Consider the following 18,418-nt stretch of genomic DNA (forward strand, 5'->3'; position numbering starts at 1 on the left):
CATGCGGTTCAAAGGATTATTCGGTATTAGCCCCGGTTTCCCGGAGTTATCCCGATCTTGTGGGTAGGTTACCCACGTGTTACTCACCCGTCCGCCGCTCATTCCACAACAATCACCCCGAAGGGATCATGTTGCTTCCTGCGCTCGACTTGCATGTATTAGGCACGCCGCCAGCGTTCGTCCTGAGCCAGGATCAAACTCTCCATAAAAGTGTTTGAACTAGCTTGTTAAAAATCAATTAAAATTGAATTGACGTACATGGCGTTTGTTCAGTTTTCAAAGTTCAATGTGTTGTTTGTTTGTCGGATTCGTTTTGAAGCGACTTTTACATCTTATCATTTTGTGATTTCGATGTCAACAACTTTTTAAAATGTTTTTTGTCGTGTGTTTCCTCTTCCGAAAACAGCGACTTTATTAATTTAACATTGTATCAAACAATCGTCAATGACTTTTTTAAATTGTTTTTTCAATGTGTTGTTGCCGCCTCTCAATGCGACGTATACAAATATATCATTCTACAATCAGATGCGCAAGTGGTTTTTTATATTTTTCTATTAATCTTTTGAATAAAGGTTTGTCCCCCTCTCCTTCTCTATCTACCAACACGATCTCACTAACCCAAGAATCAAACAAAAAAGCACCTCCATAAGGAGATGCTTTTCTTCTATTATACTAAGAAGATGAAATATAGAAGGAAGATGACAAACAATCCATACATAATAGGATGAATCTCATTCGCTTTCTTCTTAAATAGGTGAGTAATTGGGTAGAATAGAAAACCTATGGCAATCCCTGTTGCAATACTGTAGGTAAGCGGCATAGCTAATATCGTTAAGAATGCCGGAACAGCTATTTCGAATCGTTCCCACTCTATATTGCGTAAGGAAGTAGACATCAACACTCCCACAATGATAAGCGCTGGCGCAGTCACTTGAGCAGTTACGACTCCTAAGAGCGGTGAGAAGAATAACGCCAAGAGAAAGAATCCGGCTGTAACGACTGACGTGAAACCTGTTCTCCCTCCTGCTCCTACTCCTGCTGTTGATTCAATGTAAGAGGTAGTTGTAGACGTTCCGACGACAGCTCCAACTACAGTTGCGGCTGAATCTGAGAATAAAGCGCGTCCTGCTCGCGGCAATTTGTTTTCCTTCATTAAACCTGCTTGATTTGCTACTGCGACAAGTGTACCGGCTGTATCAAAGAAGTCTACGAATAGAAACGTGAGAATGACTACGAGCATCTCAATCGTAAAGATATCCCCTAAATGAGAGATTGCAGCACCAAAAGTTGGAGCTACGCTTGGGGGTGCACTTACAATCTCTGCAAACGCAGGCGGAGAAATTAATCCAACTACAATACCAGCAATGGCTGTAAGCACCATTCCATAGAAAATGCCTCCCTTAACGTTCAATGATAAGAGGATGACGGTAACTGCTATTCCGAATACAGCTAGTAAAGTCGTCGATTGCGTCAAGTCTCCTAACCCTACGAGCGTAGCTTCATTGTTCACCACAATACCAGCTGATTGCAGACCTATAAAGGCAATGTAAACTCCAATTCCAGATCCGACTGCCATCTTTAAGTTTGCTGGGATGGCGTTAATAATTTTCTCTCGAAGACCGGTTACAGTTAACACGATGAAGATAAGTCCTGATACAAGCACTCCAGCCAGTGCAGTTTCCCAAGGAATTTCTCGTTGTAAGACAACGGTGTAAGCGAAGAATGCATTCAAACCCATGCCTGGAGCTAAAGCAATCGGATACTTCGCAAAGACTCCCATAACTAAACACCCGAATGCAGCTGCTACTGCCGTTGCTGTAAAGACAGCACCTTGATCAATCCTTGTCACTCCATCTGGCAATGTATCAATACCAACGAGGGCAAGAGTAGCTGGGTTCACAAATAGAATGTACGCCATGGATAGAAACGTGGTTAAACCCGCAATAAATTCTGTACGATAACTTGTTCCGAATTCATCAAATTTAAAATAGTTCTTCATGTCTGTCCCCCTGAGATCAGACCGTCGAATAAAGAAAAAGCACCCTTGAATCGTCAAGAGTGCTAGAAAGGTATATAGGTAGAGTTAGATAAACCTCCACCCTTCACCCCTCGTAGTCAGACCATTTACGGTAGTCTGGTAGAAACTCTTGAGCCATATCCTCAATATTATACGACGGTGTTCGTTTTATTAAGTTTATACCTGTATTGTATCCGTTATACACCCGATTTTCAATATAAAAACCGAACATTTACATTAATTTAAAATTAAAAGTACGTTATTCCCATTCGATCGTTGCTGGTGGCTTACTTGTCACATCGTACACAACCCGGTTTACATGAGGAACTTCATTTACAATTCGTGTTGAAATCTTTCCTAGTACGTCGTATGGAATTCGAGCCCAGTCTGACGTCATTCCATCGATTGAAGTAACAGCACGGATGGCAATGGTATGGTCATACGTTCTTGCATCTCCCATTACCCCGACTGATTGAATGCCTGGTAGGACAGTGAAGTATTGCCATACATCTTTCTCTAAATCTGCGAGCCTTATTTCCTCTCGCAAGATTGCATCAGATTCTCGTACGATTTCTAGCTTAGGCTCCGTAATTTCCCCAAGCACTCGAATCCCAAGACCAGGTCCAGGGAAAGGTTGTCTCCAAACAATCCGGTCAGGCACACCTAGTTCTGTTCCAAGAGCGCGCACTTCATCTTTAAATAGTGTATTTAGCGGTTCAATCAACTGGAACGTCATATCTTCAGGGAGGCCACCTACATTGTGGTGGGATTTAATCGTCTGTGCAGTGTCCGTTCCACTTTCAATAATATCCGTATAGAGCGTACCTTGAGCGAGGAAGTCTACTTCTTTCATCTTTTCAGCTTCATCATTAAATACGTAGATAAATTCGTTCCCAATAATCTTCCGCTTCTTCTCAGGGTCCGATACACCATTAAGCTTGGATAGGAATCGCTCCTTCGCATCTACTTTAATCACGTTCATATGGAAGCCATCTGCGAACGTGTCCATCACATCGTCCGCTTCGCCCTTACGTAATAAACCGTTATCAACGAAGATACAAGTTAATTGATCTCCGATTGCCTTATGGATGAGAGCAGCTACTACAGAAGAATCAACTCCCCCACTTAATGCACAAAGTACTTTGCGCTCTCCGACTTGCTCACGAATGAGTCGAATTTGTTCTTCAACGAAGTTGGCCATCGACCAATCTCCATGTGCTCCACTAACACGAAAGACAAAGTTTCGTAATAAGTCATTTCCATACTCACTATGTCTTACTTCTGGATGAAACTGAACGGCGTAGAGCCCACGGTCTTCATCGCTCATCGCTGCAACAGGACACGATTCGTTCGTAGCATCAATCGAGAAGCCTTCTGGCGCTTGTACAACTTTGTCGGTGTGACTCATCCAGACAACTTGTTCACTCGGCAGCTCGTGGAACAACGCCTTCGCATTTTGGACATGGATATCCGCTTTCCCATATTCACGCTGGTCTGAGCGCTCGACTCCACCTCCGAAATGGTGTGCCATAAGCTGCATTCCATAGCAAATGCCAAGAATAGGGATATTCAAATTGAAGATTTCAGGATCACAGCTAATTTGATTGTCTCCATATACACTATTTGGACCACCTGATAAGATGATGCCTGCTGGATTCATGTCTTGAATTTCTTGAGCTGTAAGCTTGTGAGAATGAAGCTCACTATACACCCCAAACTCCCGGATTCTCCTTGTAATCAATTGATTATACTGACTTCCAAAGTCCAATACTAGAATCATTTCTTCATGACGTTCCACTGCAATCTTCCTCTCCCTATACGTTGTGTGCTTGCATAAAAAAAAGTTTCTGCCTAATAGAAGGCAGAAACTTATGAACGAATAACAATGACAAGCCTATACTTGTCTCGTCTACATAGGTGTCCTGCCTTCATAGTCAGAGTATTTACGGTACTCCGGTAGAGACTCTCGATCCTTATCATCGAGGATATATGAAGGGCATGTATGAATATTTTCATCATTCTAACAATATTCGACAAATTGGTCAAGATAGTGTTTTACGAATTAGACGGTTCCATGAATGCAACATTTCTTGCCAAGGCTGGCCGCCTAGCTCTCCACGATACAGCATTCGCTCATAATAATGGGTCAACTGCTTCATTTCATCCCATTGATAGAATCGATCAATGTATGCAGCATATTCCCGGAGAGTCTGATGCTCATCTCGGCCAATGCCTTTCTTCTTCAATACTTTCAATAAGAATAGGTAGGCCTCTTCGTATGCCTCCAAAGAATGTTCCTTCGTAAGCTTACGTTTAATCCAAATGGTTCGGATACGGTATCGAAGTAAATAGAGTGCTACTCCAATAGCAACAGCAAGTCCACCAATCACCCACCACCATCCGGATGGGGTAGCAGAATTTGAGACATTTGAACGTTGGTTGTTCGTCGTTTCTTCATCCTCCATCTCAGGAAGTGGAGCTTGAATGTCTTCCTCATCTTCTACCACTTCTTCTTCTGTATCCGTCTCCTCATTCAATGCCTCTTCTTCCTCTTCCTCATTGAACTCAACCGAGGAACTAAATCCCTGTGTAGGTTCAAATGGAACCCAACCCGTTCCAGGGAAATAAACTTCTACCCACGAATGGGCGTTTGCACTCGTAACTTCATAAACGTTGTAACGCTCACCGTCCCAATCGACTTCATCACTAGTCGCTTCTCCACCCGTAAACCCTTTCACCCAACGCGCTGGTATATCGATGCTTCGCAACATCACGACCATTGCTGTCGAGTAGTTATCGCAATAACCATACTGGGTTTCAAATAAGAATTGATCGACATAGTCTTCATTTTGGTCCGGCACCGGTACGTCCGTCGTTCGATAGGTAAACCCATTTTGGCTAAAGTAATCGCGTACGGTTACGGCTTTGTCATAGGTTGAATTCTCCTCAGCAGTAACCTCTTCAGAAAGATCTGTGACTCGCTGAGGAAGGTCCGATGGAAGCTGTGTATATTTCTCGATGATTTCATCAGGGTAATTCGACCCCGCTTCCCGTAATCGTTCAATAGAGAAAGATGGTTTATCATAGGTGACGTTGTACGCCCCTACCGTGCCTTCGTTTGATTGTATGACTCCTGTTGTATCGTTCACCTCAAATGTACGAACATTGTCCGTAATATCCTGCACACCTGAGACCCCATATGGGTAGACGAGCTTATCGAAATTCTGGTTGCCGCTCATGGTTATTCGCGCCTGACTACTTTCAGTTTCTACGTTGTCCGAGAAAGTACCCATGTTGACGGCATCCCCGATGACCTCGTCAGACCTACCTTCTTCAGAACGCACCCAGCCTTTTCCTGTGTATTCATCCTTCGATTCAATACGCCAATAGTTGTCTTCTTTACTTACTGCAGTAAGGATTGGCGTATCGTCTTGGACGAACGAACCCCCAAGACTTGAATCGTTGGTTCCATATCCAACTTTCTGAATGCCTTGAACGTTCCCTTCACCTGCACCAGTCGCAGTGGATTTAATAAACGGTACTGGGTCCGGCCATTGAGGCGCAAGCTTCGGTGCTGCATAGCCAATCGCCGTCCCAGCCACTACGATTAGAAGCAGAGGCAAGACGATGGCTTGCATAAATTTCTTCTTATTTGATCGCATACGCTCCACGCCGAATTCCCGTGTCACATTGGCCAGTCCTAGCATTACGAAGGCAATCATGAAGCTCCTTACAATGGCATGGTTTCCATCATACGTCGTAAATGTATCCAGTACTCCAATATAAATGAACGTTAGCACAATGAAGAAAGTCAACTTCTTCACGACAACGAACCAATAATATAGAAGGTAACTCATCAACCACAATAAGAGGAGAAACAGCATACTCCTAAATAGTGAGGTCATATCATACCACTGGTTCGACAGCATCACTTCAATGTTATGTTGAACATGGGCAATGACCACTCCGAACCAATCCCCACTAAGAAACCTCTCTGACATAAATAGTCCATCAAGCACAAAGGCAAGTCCAAATAACTTTAGCGGAGATGTGATATACCAAGGCAGTTGCAGAAAGGATAAGAAAAAGCAAAAAGCAGCGTAGAGGACAAATAATGAAGTGTTAGACGTTTCTGTTACTTCCTCTAATGGGCGTAACCACTCCCAAAATAGAAAGAACCCGCTCGCATACAGAAGAACATGGTATAACGTATTCTGATTCTCAAACTGTCGCATTAAGTTTTCACCTCAAATGCTGAGTGTGACATTTCGTTCTCCGTCATGACGTTTGCCACAATCCCCTTTATAGACAGTTGATTCAATCGTTCCTCCATCTCCTCATCCCTCTTCATTTCACTCATGACGAGAAAGAGGACAACTTTCGAATTTCGTTTCTTCAACCACTCTATACTTTGTTGAACGTGTTCATCTAACTGCTTGATAACAACGTAACATACATGATTGATTGGCAGAGTAGCTTGTTCTTTCTGAAGCTTTTCGCCGAAGGAATCTCCCTTCTCTGGTTGCACTTTAGCGAGTTGATACAATGCTTTATTCTTACCTCTTCGATTTGCTTCATTGATATAGTGAACACCTTGTCCAATCATGACGAACGTTAAATCCGCTTCACTATTCCCATAAGAAGTTAGGAAAGAAGCACAAAACTCTACAACTCCTTCATAGGAAAGGTCATCGGTATGGTCATCCATAGTTCCATCCATAATGAGCAACGAGTTGGCACTTTTCTCTTGTTCGAACTCCTTCGTCATAACGGTTCCCTGTTTCGCAGTCGTCTTCCAATCTACCCACGAGAATCGGTCACCAGGTACGTATTCACGGACACCAGTCACAATGGATGTATCCCGTTTCATCGTACCTTTCGACTGAAGAGAGCCTTCTTCATAACTGCTGAGAGACGGTTGCATGTGAACATCCCGTTGACTTGGATATACGAGTATAGATCCATGAAGATCACATGTCGTTTCTTTCTTCACAAAACCGAAGATATCACCCGTCCGAAGCCTGATGTTATGAAAGTGATGTTCCCCTCTTGAAACCTCTTCAAATACGTACGTAAATGTAAATGAAGTGTGAAACCAAGGAAACAAAATCGTTTTAAGCGGAGGCTCTTGCCGACCTTTCAGTGAAGCATTCATATCTTTATACTTGTCACGAAGTCTCCCTGACATTCTTAGCGAATTAGGAGTCTCTTCCTCTACGATGCAATAAAAGAGCGGGAAAGGGAGTTTCCGCTTCACGTGCACATCAACGGTGATTGTCTCCCCTTCTTGCGCTACGGCCTTTGAGAACGTCCTCTCTACATGCCATTTAGACATTGGGTAAACGACAACCCCCAACATGTATAGAAACAACGGCAACGTGGCGTAAAAGAGAAACCAGCTAACAAATCCCCCTTGAAACATGGCGTATGAGAACAAGATCGTTACAAGCAACAAAATCGTAACCGTTCTAAACACGAGCCCAATCTTATGTTTCATAGAATTACTGACCTCTGCCTACTGGAATAGACAACGTATTCGTCATCTCAGACACAAGGTTCCGACTATCTACCCCGCCGAAACGAGCTTCTGACGTTAATAGTACCCGATGAGAAAGAACGAAGGGAGCTAGATATTTCACATCATCAGGAAGTACATAATCTCGGTCCTGAATGTACGCATACGCCTTTGCGGCTTTCATCAACGCAATAGAACCACGAGGACTCACTCCAAGATAAATGGATGGATGATTTCGAGTTTTCGTAACCAGGTTGACGATATATCGCTGTACTTCTGGGCCTATGTATACGTTTAGAACTTCAGCTTGAGCTTCAAGCAATTCTTCTCTCGTCATAACCGCCCCAATTTCATCAACTGGATGCTTCTGAGTCACGCGCTCAAGTATTTGTACTTCTTCTTCAAACGTTGGATATCCCATATTTAATTTCAATAGGAACCGGTCTAACTGTGCCTCTGGTAATGGATAGGTCCCTTCATACTCAATTGGGTTCTGTGTAGCCATAACGAAGAATGGCTTACTAAGTTGGACTGTATTCCCGTCTACAGTCACACTCTTCTCCTCCATCCCCTCCAATAGCGAGGATTGCGTTTTAGGAGAAGTTCGATTAATCTCATCAGCCAGCACAATGTTTCCAAGAATAGGTCCGGGTCTAAATTCAAATTGCATGTCTTGTGGATTGTAAATGGAGACACCTACTACATCAGAAGGCAGCAGGTCTGGCGTAAACTGGATACGTTTAAATTCACTTGCTACAGATTTCGCTAGACTACGAACGAGCATCGTCTTCCCAACTCCAGGAACATCTTCAAGGAGAACGTGGCCTTCGGCTAATAAAGCGACAATACTCAACGTCGTCACTTCTTCTTTTCCAATCATAACGTTCTGTATATTATGAATAAGTTTCTTGATTTTAGGGTGGTAGACGGTTGTATGCTGAGACATGTGCGTACAAGCTCCTCTCAATTTTAGACTGTTCTATTCTGTCTAAGTTAACTATACTACATAGGTCCTAGTTGCACGCAAGGAATTGACAGAAAATTTAGCCTATCGTAATCTTGCTTCTATTATCTTTACCTTCCTATTAAATCTTGCACATTGTACCTGATCTGGTGTCGAGATACGCCATGAGCCGTTATTGGATTCTCTATCTATTTACTTCCTACGAAGACATCTACCATTCCCCTAATCACCTGTAATCTTGTAAATAACTTATCGAATCTCCCCTGCCTGCTATAAAAATAGTAAACCTCCCCCATAGAACTCGTCTATACACCCTCCCCTTCCTTTACATAGGGTATAGTATGCTCGGAATGAGTATCGCAGTTGCACTCGACTGCAGAAAGGAATGAATGATATGCCACATCATGATCGATATGATGATTGCTCTTGTGGGAAATGTGATTATTGCCACCATAAGGGCAATCGAAAGTTTCGTTGTTGCTTTGAGGAGAGTGGGGGATTCGACCGTACCCCTGCCATATGGACAAGAGAGCAGGCTGAACAAATTCGCATCACCCCGCAAAATGCGGCTCCCGTTATCGACTTTGACGCACTAGAGCCTACCGCTCCAGATTTGTGGGTATGGGATACATGGCCTCTACGAGAGCAGGATGGGTCAATTGCCGTACTACCAGGAGGATGGAGAGTCATATTCTCTTTGACAGCTCCCCGAAGTGTATTGCCAGGTAAGCGACACGACATCGCCACCATCCGCTATTTCTACGCAAGAGATGGCCAGGATTGGATACCAGGAGGACGCGTCTTCCCTCAAGAAGATCCGTTCGGCTCACGTCAATGGGCCGGTTCAGCGTTTGTAAAGGATGGGGAGATTTTCTTCTTCTATACAGCTACAGGTAGACGCGGTGAAACGTCGGTTACGTACGAACAACGACTTGCGTTTGCACGAGGAGACGTATTCTCAGATTTAGAAGGCGTTCTATTTGATAATTGGGAAGAACATGTCATTATCGCCGAACCAGACGGGGAGTTCTACCAAACACAGGAGCAATCTGGTGGGGGAATTATCTACTCCTTCCGAGACCCTTGGTATTACCTTGATCCAGAATCAGGTTGTGAGTTTGTTCTTTTCGAAGGGAATACGGCGATTACACCTGCCGTTCGAGAGTGTGAACCACAAAATATTGGCGATGGCGATTTCAGAAGTGGAAACGATGTTCCAAATGGGGCAGCTCAGTTTAATGGAAACGTCGGAATTATGTTGCTCCGAAACAGCGACTATACAGAATGGGAGTTACTTCCTGCGATTCTTGAGGCAGAGTGCGTAAACCAACAGCTTGAGCGTCCGCACATCGTCTATTCAGGAGGACGTTACCATCTCTTTATCATTAGTCACCAGTTCACGTTCGCGCCTGGATTAGACGGACCTGATGGATTGTATGGTTTCGTTGCCAACAACTTGTTTGGAAACTATGTACCCCTTGGCGAGGGTGGACTTGTGATTGCAAATCCTCCTGAGCAACCATTCCAGGCTTATTCATGGCTTGTGCTACCCGACCTCTCAGCTGAGAGCTTCGTCAACTACTTTAACTTAGAAGGGCTCAGTCTAAATGAGGTAGGAAATCAGCCTGACCAATATATCTTCAATCATTTCGGCGGAGTGTTAGCTCCTACGTTGCAATTGACTGTCGATAACTTGGATACAACAATCGTAAATGAATTGGCCCAAGGTCTAGTTATGGAATCTGAGACCCAATCTGCACCATTCCCACCAACATGTGAGAAGCGAAGACATTACGGAGATTTAGAAGATGAGGATAGAGATGATCATGCACATACTCGAGGAAAAAGGAGCCGTGACGATCATCGAATAAACCGCGGTGGCCGCCGCAAACGACATCGTCACGATTAATGGAGGAGACAGGGACCCTTATCCGGGTTCCATACATAATGGTACGCAATGAAAGACCCCATTGTTCCATTAAATGTTAAAAAACAACCCTCTGTGAGAAGGACTCTTTTCATGATTTATTGAAGTAAACATGAGCCATCCGTTACCAGCTGTTATACCCTTCGCTTGTGTGGAAATGTGTGAATCCAAGCGAATTCGCATAAGAACGACTTTCGTGTTCTTCTTCCATCGAAACAGTCAGTACGGTTATGTCTTGTTTATCTTGTAGTGCGGTTAAGTCTTTAATACGTTCCTGTGACCATTCGTCGTTTGAAACTGAAGCGTAATGGAAGTTCTCCCACATAATCCCGTCTACATAAGGATATGTCGTAGTCTTCAACGTCTGAAAGCCCCAATTCTGAATAAGCGAAAGCGTTGGGTGTTGCTCTTTTATTTGTTGCAAGAACAACCGAAGTCCTTCTCGTTGTTGTTCGAGAAGTTCAACTTGTTGTCCATGTTCATTATCAATATTTCCGACTGTATCAAGAAATGCCCCATCAATCCCTTTAGATACGATTTGTTCGTTGACCTCTTCTAGAAGGACTTCTTGATAATGGGTGGATGCAATATCGGTTAAATATGAATCCCATTCCTCGTAATAGACACGCTTACCGTTACGATGGAAGAAATCTGACTCTTCTAATCTATTAATGAACGCTGTGTTCCACCGATCAGCTTCCAATACGTTAATATATCCATATACGAGTGTTCCTGATTGACGAATCGTGTCAATTTGCTCTGACGTGTAGAAGAGTGGTTCGAGAATGACAACATCATAACGTTGCATTTCCGTTAAGATACGTTTGTTCGGAGGATCATAATAAATCTTGTATGAAGTGGCCTCTGAAAGTGATTGAGACATTGACGCATGACTCGGACCAGGGATTGCGGCAATTAGGCAAAGTAACGAAGCAAAGCATAGTTTCGAGACTACTGGCCTCCATAGATTTATACTCAACATAACCCCTCCTGCATGAATAGAAACAGTAGTAACTCTTTCAAATTCGATTGGGTAATCTCTCTATTGTAAATATATGACCAGTATAGCACTTTTTAGAAAATTTCGTTCTTCCTAGTAAAGCTACTTTATAATGAGAAGAGAAAGGTGGTGAACGGAATGATTTATACACAAACAAGAACGAGGCAAAAGATTATAGAACTACTCGTCGTCTTTAGCGTATTCGGTATAGTAGACCAATATTGGAACCTTCAGCTCATAGACCGAGCACTAAACCCGCTATTCTTTATCACAATGCTAGTGGCTCTTCGTTATGGGTTATACATAGGGTTGCTCAGCTTTATATTGTCCGTTGGTTACCATGTAATTGATGTTATGCTCGGTGGTGGCGACTTGTTTTTAGCATTTTATGATGGTAGGGAACAAGTGTGGCTCTTCTTCAACCTAATCATTGCATTCGCATGTGGCTTATTCAGTACGTCCTGGCAAGAACGCTATGAAAGCTTACGATACCGAAATGACGAACTACTTGATGACAACAAAGAGCTTAAAGATGCAGTAAACTTATTAGAAGATTCACAACGTGTCATGGAGGAAAAGATGCTCGAGTCGAAGCATAGCCTCTCCCGTGTATTACATATCGCTAAAGCACTCGACCAGCCAACCCCTGAGCTAATCAGAAATGAAGCAATCACGTTAATTTCAGATCTATTTGAAACGAATGAATTAGCTTTGTACCACGTAAACGCTTCTAAAGAGACGTTACGCCTCAGAATTCGTAAAGGAACATCTACTAAACTTCCTCAAACCCTATTTGTCGAGGAAGGGTCTTCAATCTATAAGCGCTTATTCCAAACGAAGTCCATTACCATTCGGACGGTTCAGGATGAACATGATTCTCCTACTGTAGTTGGGCCGCTCATATACGATAATGAGATACAAGAAGTTCTAGTCATTGACCATGTTCAATTCGAACGATTAACGTCTTATGAGGTTCAAGTTCTTTCCTTAATCTTAGAGTGGACATCAAGCCGTATTCGACGTGCGACAGAATGGGGTCAGAAAGAAGAAGAAACCTACAAGTTTAAAGGTACTTCCGTTTACAATGTGGAAGGGTTCAAACGGCAAGTTGAATTGCAACAAAAGCGTGGTCAGCAATTCGACCTCCCCTTTAGCTTACTGAAGATTAATTTATCTGGTTATAGCGAAATCCCTCTCACCGAAATGGAGCTAAACTTGAAATCATGCTTACGTGAAATCGATGTCATTGGTTATGACCCTAATGGACCAACGCTACACTTCCTGCTCCCAGGTACAGCACCAGACCAGAAGGCTATTGTCGAATCACGAATTAGGGAAGCGTTGCAACGAAGAGGAGGATTGCATGTTTACGAATCTTGATGGCTACTTCCTATTAATCATCTTTATCCTTCACGCTGTACTCGTCTGTATCGCAACACTCATCATGCAGAAGCGCTCTCCCCACAATCAACAAGGAGTTGTGACATGGATTGGTCTCATGGCTTTGTTCCTCCCTATTATAGGAGAAGTCCTTGGGATTCTTGCTTTCATTGCGTCAAAGAAACAAGCATCGAACCAGCTGTTAGCCGATTATGAGGATTATGTTTCCTTTAATGTACTTAACCTAGAGGCTTTACGGCATAAGGCAAATAAAAGCATGTACCTTATGCCCCTTACGGAGGCACTATCTGGAGAAGAGCATGCATCTGGAAAGGAATTGATTGTACGTTTGACCAATTCCAATATTAAGAACCAAGGTCGCTACTTACAGCTCGGGCTGCAGAACACCGACACAGATACGGTGCACTATGCGGCCACAACGATGAATCTACTTATAGACCGTTATGAGAAGCAACTTCAACAAGCGAAAGAAGTGTATATAGGGGGAGATTGGGACAGCTTCCTCAATCTTGTTCATACCTATCACGCTTATGTAAATAGCGGGTTATTGAAAGGAACTTCTCTATTAAGCTTGCAGAACGAATACTTACGAATCCTTGAAGATGAGCAGAAACGATTCCCTATGGAGATGCAGTTATTTATGCGCTTAGGAGAATTGTATGAGCAATTAAACCTTGAACAAGAGGCAGTCTCCACCTATCGCTATTTAATTGATACCTTTCCGATTGAACCGGAAGGCTATATTGCTCTTATCCGATATGATTACGGAAAGGAAAATTGGCACCGATTACAAGACACATTGTTCCATATGAAACAAGCGATTTCTGATGACCAGATTCCATCATCTACACGTTATATCATTCAACAACTCAGGGGGGACTTAGTGTGAAGAGAAGTACCATTAAATATAGTAGCGCCCTGTTTATCTTCCTCCTAATTCTAATAGGAGGATTGCAGTTTCTAAGAGTAGACGGCTACCAGAAGCTCTTCCCCACTGCTTCGAAAGAGGCGGAGGAATTGAAGACTATGTCTGCAACTTCTACACCACCCCCTGCTAACTCGCCTCTCACCATTTCTATTTATATAAATGAGAGCGAATTGTCTCAAGAAGCGCTCACTAATTTAGAACAGTCCTTAAACTATGCAAAGGTGGATTACAGAAGGATTGAGAAAGAAGCACTGTCAAAGTTAGAGCCTTCCCCTTATCACATTCTGGCTTTATCTGGGGAACATACGAAGGATTGGCCCCTGCAAGACATACAATCATTCGTTCAGAAAGGCGGCCGACTCCTTATAGCTGGTCGATTTATTGACCCTAAGTGGCAACCGTTGATTGGTGTTACGGATTTCAGTGATTTCATCGATGATATTTATGGATTGCAATTTGAACGCGAACTCTTCCCTGGCTATCCGAATTTAGAGGAAACTACTTCACTGTTCTCTCATAGTATTGCAGATGTAGAACTAAGCGAGGAGTCGGATGTCTATATCACCGCTATGGATGAACCCATCTTCTGGACGCATAATTATGGCGATGGGAAGGTAGCATTTTGGAACACAACGTCCATTACAGAGAAATCCGCTCGGGGAATCTTACTACAATCTCTTTCCCTCCTTCCCCCTTCCTTTGTCTCGAACCAAGTTGGAGCAAAAGTGATGTATATCGACGATTTTCCATCTCCCATTCCTTATAGAACACCAGTTATGATAAGAGAGGAATATGACATGAACATGAAACAGTTCTACACGTCTATATGGTGGGAAGATATGAAGCGGATGGCGCATGAGCATGATGCAACGTATACAGGCGTACTTATTGGAACGTATGAACAAGAAGCGAATTTATCAAGCGAAGAACTAAACAAAAGAATCCGATACCCTATGCTTTATTTCGGTAGAGATTTGCTTAAAGAAGGTGGAGAGCTAGGTTTACACGGATACAATCACCAATCACTCGTTACGAAATCAGAACGAATTGACCCTAAGTTTGGGTACAAACCTTGGGAAGACCAGTCCAAGATGGAAGAGGCAATTAAAAGAGTCAGTGAGACGTTCCATTACTATTTCCCGAATGAACAAATCCGCACCTATGTACCTCCTTCCAATGTACTGAATGAAACAGGGATGGCGGCATTAAGTGATTCTTTGACAGATCTACAGATTGTAGCCGCTCTTTACTCCGGCACCAAAGAGAACGGAAGTTACATACAGGAATTTGGATACGATGAAACGTATCCTTCCATCTATCACTTCCCACGTATATCGAGTGGGTATGTCATCGACCGTGAAGAACAGTATATTCAAGCAGACGCCGTGGCGAATTTCGGAGTGGCCTCCCACTTCATTCACCCCGATGACGTCCTAGACCCAAGACGTTCTTACGGAGAAGGATGGGAAGATATGGAGGAAGGGTTTGAAGAGATGCTCTCGAACCTTAAGGAAACCTACCCTCACCTTGAAGCATTAACGCAATACAGAGCATTTCAGAAATTAATCACCTATCAGCAGTCCACCATTTCTATTTCTTATGAACAAGACTCAATTCAAATCTCAGGTAATCGTATGCTGAGCCCTTCTACACTATTAGTCCGAGTGAATGAAGGAAATTCACTTGCAACTGGAACATTTGACTTCGGGGTTGTAGAACCATTTGGACAGAGTAATGACCTATATCGAGTGACCTTAACGGAACCGAACGCACAACTAAAGATAAAGGATGTTCGCAGATGAAGATTGGAATTCTTGTAGAAGGGAGCTACCCCTACGTAAGTGGTGGTGTATCAAGTTGGGTACAAACGCTGATTCAACGCATGCCGCAGCATGACTTTGAAATCATCGCCATTACACCGAATGACATGAGTGAAACAGATTACCGCTACACACTCCCCTCTAACGTATCTGGAGTAACGACCCTTCCTTTACTGACTCAAGAAGCAAAAGGACGTAAGAAAATTCACTTTACAGAAGCGGAACAACGTCAACTTACGTCATGGTTTATGTTAGAAGACATACCTGACCATGCTCTACGTATCATGAAAGAGAAGATTACACAACCTGAGCGTTTCTTCTCTAGCAAGCTTTTCTGGCAGCTCTTACAGGACAGTTATGAGAAGGAAGAACAAAGTAGTTCATTTATCGATTATTTCTGGATGTGGCGAGGGATGTATTCGCCAGTCCTTGAGTTAATGCAACGGGACGTACCAAAGGTTGACCTCATTCATGCTGCTTCCACAGGATATGCAGGGCTACTTGCTGCCCGAATGAAACAAGAGCAGCAAATCCCTTTCATCATAACTGAGCATGGAATCTATTCACGGGAGCGAGAAGAAGAAATTCTTCAGGCAAACTGGATCCCTGATTATTATAAAGAGCGATGGATTGCATTCTTTCACCATTTATCCAAGCAAGCCTATTGTGAAGCGGACGATATTATTACGTTGTTCGACCGAAATGGAGAACATCAGCTAGAAATCGGCGCTCCTCAGAATAAGCAACGAATTATACCAAATGGCATCCATTACGAAGCCTTATCTCAACTGGAACACCAATCTCCAAAGGAGAATGTCCTTCGTATTGGCGCAATTGTACGAGTTGTCCCAATCAAAGATATCAAAACCATGATTAACGCAGCTAAATTATTGCATGATGACGGGGTACCCTTCGAATTAACCATTATGGGTCCGCTGGATGAAGATGATGAGTATGCAGAAGAATGCCAACAAATGATTGAACAATATGGATTGATGAATGAGGTATCCCTCATTGGACGGGTTAACATCTCTAACTATCTTCCCCACTTCGACATCGGATTGCTCACGAGCATATCAGAAGGTCAACCTTTAGCTTTATTGGAAGGCATGGCTGCTGGTCTTCCATTCATCGCTACAGATGTTGGGGCTTGTTCTGAACTTATAGAGGGCCGAGATGATGACCCTTTTGGACCTGCTGGCTTTCTCGTATCTCCGGTCGATTCAATGCAAGTCGCCAACTATTGTAAGTGGTTCTACAAGCACCCAGAGGAAACTCGGCAACTCGGGCTAAATGGACAACGTCGCACAGAAACGTACTATCAAATTCATCAAGTCATTGAAGCGTATGATGCACTTTACGAAGAGAGGAGAAACTACAATGGCAGGGATTGGATTTAAACTGCAGAAGCTGTTTCAAGAAGACTACTTTTCATCAAGAATGAAAGCTTACGCATTTGCAGGCCTTGTCACGTCAGGTCCTTGGCTGACCGTCATTATCACCATTGGACTGATTCAATGGATCACTTCCTCTTTGACATTTATTGAACAGGAAGAGCGTGAACTGTTTAATTTGTCGGTTTCCTATTGCTTCATCTTTTCTCAAGTCATTCTAGGAGTTCAACAATTAATCGTAACTAGGTATGTAGCTGACTTATTTTACGAGAAGCGGACGAACGAAGTATTTGCCACCTTTATCGGCATGAGCAAAGTAACGATTGCGATTGCAGTGGCACTATTTGGAGTATTTCTCTTCTTCTCACCGCTTAGCCTGCTCTATGAATTTGTCTTACTCATGTTGTTTATCACCATCAATTTAATTTGGGTTCTATTTCTATTTTTGAGCGCGGCTAAATATTATCAAGCGGTTGCTTATAGCTTCCTAATCGGAGCTTTCGTTTCCGTAGGTCTTGTATTCCTGTTCGCTCAATTGGTTGATGTATGGGGCATACCAAGCAGCTTGTTGCTTCTAATCGGCTTCACCATTGGTATGGTGGTCACGTTGTTCGGGTTGTTTCTTTCTATGTTACTTACATTCCCATACCGAGGCATTCAGTTTCAATTTAGTTACTTTCACTACTTTGATCGCTTTCCTTCTTTATTCTGGACTGGGTTCTTATATAACGCCGGAATTTGGGTATGCAACTGGGTCATTTGGTTTGGCGAGGGCAGGTCATTTGTAGCCGACACATTCGTTTATAACAGAGTGTACGATACGGCTATCTTCTGGTCATATTTAACGATTGTGCCAACGCTCATCTTATTCGTCGTATCTGTAGAGACAAGATTTTACGAGCGCTACCGCGTTTTTTACGGCTATATTAACGAAGGTGGGACGTTAAATCAGATTAAACGCTCGAAAGGAAGCATGCAGCTCGTGTTGAAGCAGGAGCTGGAACGACTCATACGAAGTCAGGGTGTATTCTCTTTATTCATGGTTGTCACCGCAGGATATTGGTTATCCCTCCTGTCACTTGATGCCATAATTGTATCCATCTTTCGCATTACGACCGTTGGCACCTTCTCAAATGCAATGGTACTCGTTCTTACCCTTATTCTCCTTTACTTTGAAGACAGACGAGGTGCTATGTATACATCCATCCTCTTCTTCACCTTCAACTTGGGGCTATCGATTTGGTGGCTACCACTTGGACTGGATGGATACGGACTAGGCTTTACGGTTGGGTCATCCCTTGCCTTTCTCTTTGCGGTCGTCCGCCTCATCCGCTTTATAGAACATGTAGATTATCACGCATTTTGCCGACCTCATGATTGGGTTTCGACTCCAACGGAACGGTTCACCAAGGTAGGTCGATGGTTAAACACACGCGCCCATTGACAAAAAAG

General features: G+C 43.2%; 12 protein-coding genes, 1 rRNA gene and 2 riboswitches. Of the genes, 6 read left to right on the top strand and 7 right to left on the bottom strand.

All coding sequences use genetic code 11. The features are described from left to right. From H513_RS0116760 to H513_RS0116790, 6 genes are all read right to left on the bottom strand, one after another. Positions 1-209, bottom strand: a 16S ribosomal RNA gene (locus tag H513_RS0116760); the annotation flags it as partial. Between the two features lie 458 nt (positions 210-667). Beyond that, complete coding sequence (locus tag H513_RS0116770) at positions 668-1,999, bottom strand: NCS2 family permease (RefSeq protein WP_026801758.1); 1,332 nt, start codon at positions 1,997-1,999, stop codon at positions 668-670. A 93-nt stretch (positions 2,000-2,092) separates the two neighbouring features. Then, positions 2,093-2,194, bottom strand: a riboswitch (purine riboswitch). Positions 2,195-2,276: 82 nt separating this feature from the next. Then, positions 2,277-3,797, bottom strand: a complete 1,521-nt coding sequence (guaA, locus tag H513_RS0116775) for a glutamine-hydrolyzing GMP synthase (RefSeq protein WP_051240103.1) — start codon at positions 3,795-3,797, stop codon at positions 2,277-2,279. Positions 3,798-3,928: 131 nt separating this feature from the next. Further along, positions 3,929-4,030: riboswitch (purine riboswitch) on the bottom strand. Between the two features lie 29 nt (positions 4,031-4,059). Next, positions 4,060-6,252, bottom strand: coding sequence for a transglutaminase TgpA family protein (locus tag H513_RS0116780; protein ID WP_026801760.1), 2,193 nt, complete (start codon positions 6,250-6,252; stop codon positions 4,060-4,062). Beyond that, on the bottom strand, positions 6,252-7,514 hold the full coding sequence (locus tag H513_RS20550) for a DUF58 domain-containing protein (protein WP_051240094.1): 1,263 nt from the start codon (positions 7,512-7,514) through the stop codon (positions 6,252-6,254). The genes H513_RS0116780 and H513_RS20550 overlap by 1 nt, the downstream gene beginning before the upstream one ends. A gap of 4 nt (positions 7,515-7,518) precedes the next feature. Then, the gene (locus H513_RS0116790; RefSeq protein WP_026801761.1) at positions 7,519-8,478 is read right to left on the bottom strand and encodes an AAA family ATPase; all 960 of its coding nucleotides are present in this window, start codon (positions 8,476-8,478) and stop codon (positions 7,519-7,521) included. A gap of 412 nt (positions 8,479-8,890) precedes the next feature. Here H513_RS0116790 and H513_RS20555 point away from each other — a divergent pair, with 412 nt between their 5' ends. After that, the gene (locus H513_RS20555) at positions 8,891-10,405 is read left to right on the top strand and encodes a glycoside hydrolase family 68 protein (protein ID WP_051240097.1); all 1,515 of its coding nucleotides are present in this window, start codon (positions 8,891-8,893) and stop codon (positions 10,403-10,405) included. Positions 10,406-10,547: 142 nt separating this feature from the next. On the opposite strand, the gene H513_RS0116800 is transcribed toward H513_RS20555, so the two are convergent. Beyond that, on the bottom strand, positions 10,548-11,402 hold the full coding sequence (locus H513_RS0116800; RefSeq protein WP_231572141.1) for a glycoside hydrolase family 191 protein: 855 nt from the start codon (positions 11,400-11,402) through the stop codon (positions 10,548-10,550). Between the two features lie 159 nt (positions 11,403-11,561). On the opposite strand from H513_RS0116800, the gene H513_RS0116805 reads away from it, so the two are divergent. The 5 genes from H513_RS0116805 to pelG are packed head-to-tail and all read left to right on the top strand — an operon-like array spanning position 11,562 to position 18,410. Next, positions 11,562-12,803 carry a hypothetical protein gene (locus tag H513_RS0116805; RefSeq protein WP_026801763.1) on the top strand — a complete coding sequence of 414 codons (1,242 nt, stop codon included), beginning with the start codon at positions 11,562-11,564 and terminating at the stop codon, positions 12,801-12,803. Further along, the gene (locus H513_RS0116810; protein WP_026801764.1) at positions 12,787-13,713 is read left to right on the top strand and encodes a hypothetical protein; all 927 of its coding nucleotides are present in this window, start codon (positions 12,787-12,789) and stop codon (positions 13,711-13,713) included. The genes H513_RS0116805 and H513_RS0116810 overlap by 17 nt, the downstream gene beginning before the upstream one ends. Then, complete coding sequence (locus H513_RS0116815) at positions 13,710-15,554, top strand: DUF2194 domain-containing protein (protein WP_026801765.1); 1,845 nt, start codon at positions 13,710-13,712, stop codon at positions 15,552-15,554. The genes H513_RS0116810 and H513_RS0116815 overlap by 4 nt, the downstream gene beginning before the upstream one ends. After that, on the top strand, positions 15,551-16,972 hold the full coding sequence (gene pelF, locus H513_RS0116820) for a GT4 family glycosyltransferase PelF (protein ID WP_026801766.1): 1,422 nt from the start codon (positions 15,551-15,553) through the stop codon (positions 16,970-16,972). The genes H513_RS0116815 and pelF overlap by 4 nt, the downstream gene beginning before the upstream one ends. Then, positions 16,953-18,410 (top strand): exopolysaccharide Pel transporter PelG, encoded by a 1,458-nt coding sequence (gene pelG / locus H513_RS0116825; protein ID WP_026801767.1) that lies wholly within the window; start codon positions 16,953-16,955, stop codon positions 18,408-18,410. The genes pelF and pelG overlap by 20 nt, the downstream gene beginning before the upstream one ends. The last annotated feature ends 8 nt before the right edge of the window (positions 18,411-18,418 follow it).

The organism is Pontibacillus halophilus JSM 076056 = DSM 19796, from assembly GCF_000425205.1.
GTDB lineage: Bacteria > Bacillota > Bacilli > Bacillales > BH030062 > Pontibacillus_A > Pontibacillus_A halophilus.

What these genes read in the sequence shown, in the direction of transcription:
- H513_RS0116770 (WP_026801758.1), bottom strand. Translation starts at nt 1,999, where the DNA reads ATGAAGAACTATTTTAAATTTGATGAATTCGGAACAAGTTATCGTACA.
- guaA (WP_051240103.1), bottom strand. Translation starts at nt 3,797, where the DNA reads ATGATTCTAGTATTGGACTTTGGAAGTCAGTATAATCAATTGATTACA.
- H513_RS0116780 (WP_026801760.1), bottom strand. Translation starts at nt 6,252, where the DNA reads ATGCGACAGTTTGAGAATCAGAATACGTTATACCATGTTCTTCTGTAT.
- H513_RS20550 (WP_051240094.1), bottom strand. Translation starts at nt 7,514, where the DNA reads ATGAAACATAAGATTGGGCTCGTGTTTAGAACGGTTACGATTTTGTTG.
- H513_RS0116790 (WP_026801761.1), bottom strand. Translation starts at nt 8,478, where the DNA reads ATGTCTCAGCATACAACCGTCTACCACCCTAAAATCAAGAAACTTATT.
- H513_RS20555 (WP_051240097.1), top strand. Translation starts at nt 8,891, where the DNA reads ATGCCACATCATGATCGATATGATGATTGCTCTTGTGGGAAATGTGAT.
- H513_RS0116805 (WP_026801763.1), top strand. Translation starts at nt 11,562, where the DNA reads ATGATTTATACACAAACAAGAACGAGGCAAAAGATTATAGAACTACTC.
- H513_RS0116810 (WP_026801764.1), top strand. Translation starts at nt 12,787, where the DNA reads ATGTTTACGAATCTTGATGGCTACTTCCTATTAATCATCTTTATCCTT.
- pelF (WP_026801766.1), top strand. Translation starts at nt 15,551, where the DNA reads ATGAAGATTGGAATTCTTGTAGAAGGGAGCTACCCCTACGTAAGTGGT.
- pelG (WP_026801767.1), top strand. Translation starts at nt 16,953, where the DNA reads ATGGCAGGGATTGGATTTAAACTGCAGAAGCTGTTTCAAGAAGACTAC.